Origin of the sequence: Wolbachia pipientis (assembly GCF_023661085.1) — a bacterium.
Lineage (GTDB): Bacteria > Pseudomonadota > Alphaproteobacteria > Rickettsiales > Anaplasmataceae > Wolbachia.
Genome location: NZ_JAHDJT010000026.1, coordinates 1 through 10,208, shown reverse-complemented (window position 1 = coordinate 10,208; position 10,208 = coordinate 1). Strand labels below are relative to the sequence as shown.

Sequence of the window (10,208 nt, the reverse complement as noted above, 5' to 3'; positions counted from 1 at the left end):
TTTACGATTTTCCCCCCAGTTTTGCTCATTGTCGGGGAAAGAGCAGGCATTAATATTTCTATGGGCATCTATTGTAAATTAAAAATCTACTCAATTTTTAATTTACTCTTTATCTTATGTCAATCTAATCGTGAATTATGATGAATAAACCACTTACATCATCTCAGTGCGTTACACTGGGATCTTGGTTCAGAAATAGATCTACTATTATCCTATTGTTTTTATTATTTAGTCCTAACTTGTTTGCCAGCAACTTTGTTTCAATAAAATCAAATAAAGTCAATATGAGAACAGGACCAGGGTTTCACTATCCTGTAACATGGATATACATTTGCAAAAATCTGCCCCTGAAAGTGACAGAAGAGTTTGAAAACTGGAAAAGGGTCTGTGATATAAAAGAAGACTGTGGATGGATAAAAAGTAATCTTCTCAGTAACAGGCGCTACGCGATGATAAAAGAGGATACTTATGGATATCAAAAACAGAACATGGACAGTAAGATTACTATGAAAATAGACGAATACGTTATAATGAGAATAGAAAAATGCAATGAGAAATGGTGTTTGCTGTCCTCCTCAAAACGTAAAGCGTGGGTACAAAAAGAGTATATATATGGGGTTGATTAGGTTAAAAAAAGATCTTGACCGGTAGCAGTTTCTAAACCTTCTGTGGTAGGCTCTTCAGGTAAAGCAGAGGGTGCATCACTGATTTCTTGAGACTCAGGGGAACTGCTTTCCTCTGTAGAGCTATTGCATTGCCCACAAAAGCTCTGTAACATTTTCTCAGCAGGTGAATTTAAAATTTGTATAATAGACTTTTCACTCTGCTCTTTTAGCGATTGATCCATTCTAGAAATCAACTCAGAAAACTTGCTATCTTCCTTTTCAGCTTCACTTCTTATTTTATTTCCTATACTTTCAATATTGTCCTGGTCAATTTCTTCTTTTGTTATGTTGAATGAATTTGCAATGTCTTGATACTTAATCTTGCATTCGCCACTGCCAGTTATACAAAGAGCAATGGAATCGGACATTTCACTTGCAGCCCACTTGTGTATAGCGTAAGCTAAATAGTTATCATGGTTTTTAATGTTAAATTGTTGTTCTATTAGCCCAGAAATCTTATTCCTTAGAGACATAAAGCACCCCCTTACATTAGCTGTACCTTTTTGTTAAAATACAGCAATTAAACTGAATAGCAAATTAATACGTGATTTACTTTAATTAATTATTAAAGTAAGAGGTAAAATTCGTGGTGTTAAGGCACTTTAAGCTATGATTCAGAATCTTTTGGTTCTGACCCTAACAATTCCTTTTTAACTTCCTTTTCTATTACCTCTCTTATATTCACGTTAAGGTCCCCTATTGAAAAATCAGTCATAGTTCCAAGATCGTATTGATTCTCTATTACTTTTTCAATAGCAGCATTTATTTCTTCTGCACTAAATTCCTTTATAATGGGTCTAACCTTCAAATGTCCTGGGGAGCCTTTACCATAAATTCTTTTGCTTTTGTTAATGCAACCACCTGCACCAGGTTTACTGATTCTTAAACTACTGTCACACTCTACTGCTTCATACTTGATTTCACCATCTTTTATATATGCTACTTGGTTATCTGTGGACATTTTATCTGTTACTATTAGTTTTTCTAATTTTAAATCTTCTTGAGATGCTAAATTGTCTACATAAACCTGTGTGCTATACTTCTTACCACCATATAGCTTATTTACCCCTCCACCTGCAACAGTGATTAATAGCTTGCAATCTTGTTTGTTTGAACGACATTTTTCTATAAAAATGGGTCCCCCGTCTTTATCTGTGTCACTAAATTCTTGGTTACCTCCTCCCTCTGTAACTCGCACCTTAATCACAGGATAATCAGGATCAATTTTCAATTGAGCTTTAATATAATCTCCTGGCATTCCTGATCTGCTTTCTGTAGAGTAAGCAGTGTTTTTTATATGACCTGCTTCACCACTTCCCCATGCTTCTATTTCAACATGATCAAACATTATCGACAAGTCATCTTTGTAACCATCTCCAAGATCATAATAACCATCTCCAAGATCATAATAACCACCTCCAAGATCATAAGTTTTCCGATCCTTCCCTTCAATCTCTTGTTTCTTCTTTTCTAACTGCTTCTTGATTATTTCTTTCAATTTCGCTTTTAAGCCTGCCAAATCAAGCCTACACAATTTATCAGCATAAAAAACCTCTGTTCTGTTCGCTTTAACCAATTGATCTTTCAACTGTGTACACTTTTGTATTTCACCTCCTTCGTTTTTCAGTGTTCTACCATCTTTATCTTTACAATCCACTTCCTCATATCTTAAGTAAAATGATTGACCATTTTCTTTGTTCAAATATTGTGTTGAGCGGCTACAAGCCTTACCAGAGCAAAGGCAACCATCTTGATCTTGTTTACATTCTTTTTCTTTATGCTTTTCATCTATTAATTTATATATTATCTTGCATCTGTTGCAATCCTGTTTTGTATCCATTTCTTCATCCTTTTCCGCAACGCAATTGTTTCTATTCGTATTTTCTTCAGGAATGAAAATATATCCCCGCTTATTGAATATTATTTTATCTAGCTCGCTCTGTGGCTTTGCCAAAACATCAGTTGTTTCGTCGCAAGGGAAATAATAAAGTTGATTCGACTCCTTTGAATAAACAGTATTGTACTTAACGTACCTTGCTCCCATTGATTTTAATGATATTATCTCATTTCCTCTCTTAAGTATAAACTCTTCTGGTTCTGGCTTCCAACCAGAAAGACAGAGCATTTTTCTTTTAGAATTTTTTTGGTCCCTCACTCCCATGTACCTTACTTTTATTCTTGGCAGCCCCATATCATCTAATTCCAGCTTAGTAGATTTGATTTCATTGCCTTCTGTGGAATTTGTTATACTATAATCCTCACCATTAGGAAACTGGATCCCAATATTAGGAGTAAGCCCATATTTTTCCAAAATTGCAAACTGAGGATTCTTTTTCAATATACCTTCTATAACATCAGTGATGTTACTTTCATCATTACTATTCTTAGTTGTTTTTTCTACTATTCTTGGTTTGACCACTCTAAAAGACCGTGGGTCAATTTCTTCCCTACCTTCACTAGCATCAAAACTAATGTCAAAAGTACAATAGCCATCACTATAACTTCCATTTACTTGCTGCATGCAATTTTCCCTGCTCATCTTTATTCCTATTTTTAACGTATTTTCATCTACTATCTTCACTACTTTGGGCTCTGGAGCAGGAGGTGATGGGAAACAACGAGCAGGAAATTGCAATCTTCTTTGAGATTCCTCCCCTTCAGTGCCACGGTATTCAGTGCAGAGTTTATTTTTTTTTCTGTATGTTTCGAAGTAGTGTGTAGTACCATCTCTATCTAAAATAGAATGCTCCTTAACTTCACCCGGAGTAGGGCTCTCCCCAGCCTTATCCTCTTTGTACTTTCTGGGAAAATCTAACTTTTCTCCGATTTCTCCGTCTTGTCCTATTAAGTCACCAATAATTACCTTAACCTTAGGATCAAAGTAATCATTTTTTTCATTTGTTATAGGAACAATTCTGACCTGTGGGGGTGACATCGCAATTTGTTCACAGAACGGAGGTGGGCCAGGTGCAAGTGGTACAGGAGCGCATTTCACCACTTTTTGATAGCAAGTATCACAGGTATTTGCCATATCTCCAGGACGGAAAATATTTGCTCCTTCGCCTATTCTAGAAAAATATGAGAAAAACCCCCCCATGCAAGCTGCTTTTTGGCTGCAAGCACATATCTTAGGAGAATTAACAAATTTACTTTTCTCTTCGTCAGTGACACCATCTGCCCATTCCCATCCAAGACCTTCCGCAACTCCTTCCTTAATTTTACCACTATCTAATATTGTATCTCCTTCCCAATCGATGAAAACTGCTGCAGAAATTCCAGCTCCGCTTGTTTGCGTTCCGTATATCTGGCGGCATGATGTTTTGTTGGGTAATATATAACAATTACCTCCTTCATAGTCGCAAACTTGAATCTTCGGATCAAAATAATCACTTATTCCTTGATCTTTCACTGTCGTTACTTTAATTTCTTTTAATAAGTGAGAATCAAATTTTAAATCACCCCATTTGCCAGTAATGAAGTTCCAAAAACCTTTTCCTATTGAGCTCCCTGCAGCTTCAGCGTCAGTACGAAAATATATATCTTGGCAAACATCAGAGTACCCACTATTTACACCAAGCAAAATCAACACTAGGAAAAAAAATTTGGCTTTAAGCCTTACACTTTTCATAAAACACCGGTAACCACTTACTAACTTCTTCCCCTTTTTCTTTTATTGCTTCGTACATATACTTTATAGTATCTTTATTAGCTGAAAGTATGTATATTTCTTGCATATCTTTCAAATCTAAATTCAAAGTTACTAGTCCTTTGTACTGTTTTATCAAAAATAAACCTTCTTGTGTTGGTGTTTGCAGGATTATGTTCAGTTCCTCTTTCGATAGAGAAAATGCTTTCATGTATAACCTATTTGCATTGATGTCCGGCATCAAAATCCTTGTATCAACGTGTTTATCCAGATATTGAGTAAATTTGCTGGCAAATGCTAGGTTCAAGTTCTCAGTACTTAGAATTACCACAACATTTAATTTTGTCATCCTGTGCATCCAGTTATCAAACTCTTTCTCTGTAGGAAAAATATTACTTATTTCCCATGCTTCATCCAAAACAAGTATCGCAGGCGAGCCATCACATTTTGCTTCAAAAGAGTATAAGAAATAGTAAAGTATCACGGACATACATTCCTTTCGTTTTGTAAGGTTTGCTGTGTTGAGAGATATAGTTCTCATTTCCCAGTCAATATCCGATTCATCACCATCTTGAAATAAATAAGCAAACTCACCATCACCACACCATTTACTTATCTTACCCCCAAGAAGTAAGAGCACTTCAGAAATTTGCGAAATAGAACGCGATTCCTTTGGTATAGCAAATATAGAATCTACAATTTTTTTTATCTTCTCTTCCACGTCCACCGAGTTTGTATCAGCCACCATTCTTTTGATCAGTTCAACTAGCATATTGCGATTGGAAGCACTATCTTCAATGTTCAGTGGATTAAATTTCAAGCTTTTATCTTTATATTTTGGATCAATTATGTAATATTTGCCGTTTGCCGCTTTAGTAAAAATTATTGACTTTCCAGTGTTGTCTAGTATGACAATTCTAGGATCAAATTTTCTTGATTCTGACAATAGGAAGTTAATCAGTGAAGTTCTGCCTGAATTCGGAGCGCCAAGTATCGTAGTATGACCATTGTTTTTCTTTCCATGAAAATTAAAAAAGTAAGGGCTTCCTTTTTTTGAAAAAAAGACTGTTACTGCTTCCTTCCACCTTCCTCCTTTTAATGTACCTGACGTAAAATCATGTAGCATAGCAAAGCTGCAGGCGTATTTTTTTAATATATTTTTCGGTTGTGCAACAAAAGTAAAATTGCCTGGAAGTTGTGCCCAGAAATGATCTTCCATATGTAGGTCAGCTCTAAACATCATCAAACCGACTAACGACATTACGGCGGACAAATCGCTGATATTTTCGGCTAGTCTCTTTCTATCGTCAGCAAAAATTGTGAAAATAATTTTCTGTTGACAAAAGTCTATAGCAGAAGTTTTTTCCAGTTCTATTATTTTTTTGATTTCTGGGTTTTGAAGTAAGGTACTATCCTCACTGACTTGCAGCATATTGATTTGTTTTTTGAATTCTTTGACTGCTTTGTTATTACTAGTAAATACTATTATTTCTGTAATAATAAACTCAGAGTCAAGTTGTAAACACCTATCTATATTTTCTAAAGGGATTTCCCGATATTCCTTTATACAAAAAATAGAACCAAATTTCTGTTGATTTTCAAATGTTGTTTGAAATGTGTTGAAACCAAAAGCTACCTTTAAGTTTTTAACATGTTGCGACAGGTCCCTTTCACATATTGGGTAGTCTTTGTGTGTTAACGTAACAATATAATGGAGAAATTCCATCATTTCAGAATACATTTTACACTCACTAAACCTTAGGTCCAGCTTTCTAGCTCCGAAAGGCTCCAAATCACTTTGAATTAAATCAGTTACCCTTTGTAATTCCCGATGGTTTTCTTGTAGAGATAGCTTATGCTGATTTTTTATTTTGCTAAGAAAAAATGAATTATTAGTATGCTCGCCAAAATTGCTAAATAATACTACGATGTACAACTCGTTTATGTACTGCAGTTTACTATCAGTAAGTTTATTAAGCCATGTTGAATGTAGCTTATCAGAAAAGTCTCCAGTTTTATTCCATTTTAAGCTCAGTTTATTGCGCTTTCGGACAGTATGAATCCAAACGGTGAAATATAAGCTATTGATATTTTCTGATATGCTTTTTCTAATTTCAGTTCTAAGGTCGCTGTAGTTATCAGCAGAGGAATAATCTTCCAACTTAATTATTTTTAATAATTCTCCCTGTTTTGTTAGTATGGTTTCTTCATCATAATGGCAAGCGTAAGGGATAAAGTCTAAATCAATGCTTTCTAGTAATGCTAAATTATTCTTTTTTTCAAGCTTAATGTTAATTGCTGGTATTTTTGGCTGCATACAACATCATGTGCGTTCAATAAAGACAGTGATACTTAATTTCTATCTTTTTCGTTGTCAGGTTTTACTTTTGCAAAACTAAACTTCTCTTTCAAGTAGTCAGTTGCCTTTTCCGTGCTACCGAACATCATGACCAGTACACCAAACATTATCATGAAAAAGATCAGACCCCTAAACAATATTGCAAGTATCACTGCAGCTATGCATAATCCTATGATTGTCGAAGGACTCATATTTTCTAAGGTATCCTTAACTGAAAATGAAGAAATAAAATTCTTTACCGTCTCTTGTATATCCTTTAGTTCATTACCCACTGGAATCGCCTCGCCTGAGTATGATGTAAAAATGAAGCTTAACAGGGCTATAAAAACTAAAACTTTATTCAATTGAATGCGCATCAACTAAATACCTTTTAAACACCACCTGATTATAACAACTTTCATATCAACAGGCAAGAACTGAATTTGCCTGTTCACTACGAGTAACATATATTTAATTTTTACCGCTGTTTACTATCATCAATAAGAGGACTCAAATCGGTGGATGTTAATTTACTTGAAGGAGGGGTTAAATATCGTGTGACTGCTGCTATAGCAAACACCACAGACATAACCAACAATCCTGCCCCTACCATCCCCAAAGTTACTACTCCTGCAACAAGACATCCTACTGAAAGAGCACAACATGTTGCCAGTGCAGTGCGAAAATTTCTGTTATTGGGTTGTTTTGTAGGCTCTGAGTTTTCATTTTCTTGCTTCTTTGGCTTTTCTTCTGGATTCTGCTTTGGTGGTTGCGGTTGATCCTCATTTCTTTTTTGTGGATTACCATTACCAATTGGATTTGCTTGACCACCTGAGTTTTCATTTTCTTGCGTATTTCGCTCTTTTTTTGCAGGCTGCTCCGGTTGCGTTTGATCCTCAATTTCTTCTCTTTGTAGATCATCATCTCCTCCAACCGAGCTTAATGTTGCGCTTATACTGTCCCTTCTGCCACTTACTGGTGATGATAGTGGGTCTTTCTCACTCGGTACGGGTGAATTTGCTCTACTACCTGGACTGTCACTGGGTGGGGGAGTACCTGCATTATCTTGTCCGCTTATTTGACTATTTCTAAGATCATCTGAAATTTTCAGCTCCATAGTCATTTTTTTTCTTTCCGTTTTTTCTTCTGAGCTTAGCTTTGTTGATTCTGTTATTTTTGTTTCTAAGTTTGAAAGGAGGATATTGCATTCCTCTTCCCTACTCTGCTTAACAATGTCCAAAGTTATTCTTAATACCTGCTTTATTTTTTCTGGTCCTAATTTCTCTGATTGTATTGTTTCTCGTAGCAACGCTGGAAGGAAGTTTTCGATATAATACTTATAATATTTTTGATATTCTTCTTTTTTTTTTGGTAATTTCTCTGATTCGATCTGCTCGCTCAACGATTCTGCTAATCCACTTAACACCTCAGGATCAGCCCCATCCTCGAAAAACCCTATACATTTTGTGATAACTCTATCTCCCTTTTTTGGGCTTGGGCAGTGATGCCTTTCTTTTGTTACCTTTTTGTATATAGCTTCACACAACTCACGATCTTTTTCATTATTCAAAGATTGAGTAAGATCTTGCATTTTAGCGGGTAAACCATTATTCGAAGATTGAGTTGAATCATTTTTTTTACCAAGTAAAGCAGGCATAGCATTCCTCCATACATAACAAAATGTATAGATACCTCATCGGCATTAATTTTACATTAAAACTGGGCGATTATGCCCTATTATGGACGATTACGGCGATTTGCTTACTGGTTGATATTTGCTTTGCTAATGATTGAGTTTTCCACTTCTACAGATTTGCTTTCGATATAATTGTTTGCCTGTTGAATTAACATATCTATCACTTCTTTTACGGGTCTTTCCCTATCAACCATGCCAACGCTTTGACCGGCCATTAAAGATCCTGTTTCAATATCTCCTTCGATAACTGCTCTTCTTAAGGCTCCAGCCCAAAACTTTTCTATTTCAAGCTGTCCGTTTTCCTTTGAGATTTGCCCCTCTTGGTACTTATCAATAACTTCTCTTTGGTGCTTCACAAAGTCATCGCTCGCTTTATTGACTATAGCTCTTACTGGAATTACAGGAAAATCAGCACTTATTTGTACAGAAGAAACCGCATTACGTGCAGCCGACTTAATAAACACCTCCTTAAAATTTTTGTGGGCGATCGACTCATTTGTGCAGACAAATAATGTACCTATTTGACAGCCACTTGCTCCCATTTTTAGGTAATTCACTATCATTTCGCCCCTTCCTATTCCACCTGCAACAAACACTGGTGTTTGTTCACTTTTAAAGTAAGGCAATATCTCTTGTGCGAGAACAGAAGTACTAACTGGACCTATATGCCCACCTGCTTCCATTCCTTCTATTATTAATGCATCTACCCCTATCTTTACTAACCTTTTCGCAAGGCTTAATGATGGTGCAAAACACATAACTTTAGTGCCCACATTCTTGATTTTTTCTATGCTAGGTTTTGCCGGTAATCCACCTGCAAGAACTATGTGGCTTACTTTTGCTTCAATACACACATCTATCAACTCACTCAAGTTTGGGTGCATAGTGATTAGATTGACGCCAAATGGCTTGTTAGTTAGTTTCTGTGTCTCTGTGATTTCTTTTCTCAGCAATTCTGGAGACATAGCACCACACGCGATTATGCCAAAACCACCAGCGTTTGAGATTGCTGAAACCAAGCTTCTTTCTGAAACCCAGCTCATAGCACCACCCATTATTGCAAACTCACTACCAAGAAAATCCGTTCCTTTTTTCCAGAGATTGCTCAACATATAATCTATATAATGCGTTTAAAAATGTTTTGCTTATCTATCAATGTGTGTTTTAAAGCAGCCAGTATATGCAAGACTATAAAGAATACTATAAAATACGCAAGTATTGAATGTAGCCCATTGGCAGCACTCGCTAGCTCTTTGTTTTTACTGATCAACAAAGGAATATGAAAAAAATATTTGATCCCCCTACCAGAGGCAGAAGACATGACATAACCAGATAACGGTACCAGTATCATTAAAGCATATAAACCAAAGTGTACTGTTTTACTTATATTGATCTCAAATCGAGAAAAGCTTGCTGGAAGTGGCGGAATGCAAGTAAAGGCGCGAAAAAGTATGCGTATTACGACCAATCCAAAAACAGTGACTCCGCAAGCCTTATGAATAGTGTACATGCTGAATTTAAACTCATTGCTAACTGGCAAGCTTTTCATATAAAACCCAGAGCAGAGCATACCGATAATAAAAACAGCCATTAGCCAATGAATAATCCTTAAACCTAAGCTATATTTATTGTCTTCCATTTTGATTACTCTAAAGTAGCATTTATATAATAGGGAAACTATTTTTCAATCAAAATTTATTAAAGCAACTTAGGTGTACCGATGATACAGCTATACAAATTGTAATTCGAAAGCAATCCCTAGCCGTCATCCAACAGAAACAAAAAAACTACTTGACAACCTTCGCCAATACCCTTATTATAGTATTGAAGCTATTTGTTTAACTTCCCAATCTGTACAGGTTA

8 protein-coding genes are annotated in these 10,208 nt (G+C 35.8%); 1 reads left to right on the top strand and 7 read right to left on the bottom strand.

What is annotated here, in order from left to right; genetic code table 11:
- The first annotated feature begins 137 nt into the window (after positions 1-137).
- A complete protein-coding gene (locus DM84_RS01825; protein ID WP_250778018.1) occupies positions 138-626 on the top strand; it encodes an SH3 domain-containing protein in 489 nt (162 codons plus the stop codon).
- Here the strand turns inward: DM84_RS01825 and DM84_RS01820 are convergent.
- The 7 genes from DM84_RS01820 to DM84_RS01790 all read right to left on the bottom strand — a co-directional run bounded on the left by DM84_RS01820 (position 623) and on the right by DM84_RS01790 (position 9,984).
- The gene (locus DM84_RS01820) at positions 623-1,138 is read right to left on the bottom strand and encodes a WBM0748 family T4SS-associated protein (RefSeq protein WP_250778016.1); all 516 of its coding nucleotides are present in this window, start codon (positions 1,136-1,138) and stop codon (positions 623-625) included. The genes DM84_RS01825 and DM84_RS01820 overlap by 4 nt on opposite strands.
- A 134-nt stretch (positions 1,139-1,272) precedes the next feature.
- On the bottom strand, positions 1,273-4,293 hold the full coding sequence (locus DM84_RS01815) for a hypothetical protein (protein WP_250778014.1): 3,021 nt from the start codon (positions 4,291-4,293) through the stop codon (positions 1,273-1,275).
- Positions 4,274-6,628: a VirB4 family type IV secretion/conjugal transfer ATPase gene (locus tag DM84_RS01810; protein WP_250778011.1), complete on the bottom strand. Its 2,355-nt coding sequence runs from the start codon at positions 6,626-6,628 to the stop codon at positions 4,274-4,276. Before DM84_RS01810 ends, DM84_RS01815 begins: the two co-directional genes overlap by 20 nt.
- A 35-nt stretch (positions 6,629-6,663) precedes the next feature.
- Positions 6,664-7,026, bottom strand: a complete 363-nt coding sequence (locus DM84_RS01805) for a hypothetical protein (RefSeq protein ID WP_250778009.1) — start codon at positions 7,024-7,026, stop codon at positions 6,664-6,666.
- A gap of 101 nt (positions 7,027-7,127) precedes the next feature.
- Complete coding sequence (locus DM84_RS01800; protein ID WP_250778007.1) at positions 7,128-8,306, bottom strand: hypothetical protein; 1,179 nt, start codon at positions 8,304-8,306, stop codon at positions 7,128-7,130.
- A 104-nt stretch (positions 8,307-8,410) separates the two neighbouring features.
- On the bottom strand, positions 8,411-9,457 hold the full coding sequence (locus DM84_RS01795) for an NAD(P)H-dependent flavin oxidoreductase (RefSeq protein ID WP_250778005.1): 1,047 nt from the start codon (positions 9,455-9,457) through the stop codon (positions 8,411-8,413).
- Positions 9,458-9,462: 5 nt separating this feature from the next.
- The gene (locus DM84_RS01790) at positions 9,463-9,984 is read right to left on the bottom strand and encodes a cytochrome b (RefSeq protein WP_250778003.1); all 522 of its coding nucleotides are present in this window, start codon (positions 9,982-9,984) and stop codon (positions 9,463-9,465) included.
- Positions 9,985-10,208 lie beyond the last annotated feature (224 nt).